Source organism: Arcobacter sp. F155, assembly GCF_004116455.1.
Taxonomy (GTDB): domain Bacteria; phylum Campylobacterota; class Campylobacteria; order Campylobacterales; family Arcobacteraceae; genus Halarcobacter.
This window is the reverse complement of record NZ_PDJU01000061.1, coordinates 1-321: the sequence shown is the minus strand read 5'-3', so window position 1 is coordinate 321 and position 321 is coordinate 1. Positions and strand designations below refer to the sequence as shown.

At 35.2% G+C, this 321-nt stretch carries 1 rRNA gene; it reads left to right on the top strand.

The annotated features are described in order from the left end of the window. Window positions 1-204: 204 nt before the first annotated feature. Window positions 205-320 (top strand): 5S ribosomal RNA (rrf, locus tag CRV03_RS14075). The last annotated feature ends 1 nt before the right edge of the window (window position 321 follow it).

Sequence of the window (321 nt, the reverse complement as noted above, 5' to 3'; positions counted from 1 at the left end):
TTTGGCTTTTTTTAAACTATTTCTTGGTTTACTATCTTATTAAGTACTTGTACTTAATATGTTGTATATCTACTATAAGATATAAGACTTTTAACATTATAATTTTTAATACTCATCAATGTGAGTAATGAACGAATATAAAGTTCTTTAAAAAGAACATATGCAGAAAGACAAGCTTTCTGATATTCGCTGATTACTCATATTGCTGGTGGTTTTAGCGAAGTGGTAATACCCAGCTCCATTCCGAACCTGGAAGTCAAGCACTTCTGCGCTGATAATACTGCAGGGCCCCCTTGTGGAAACGTAGGTCGCTGCCAGCTC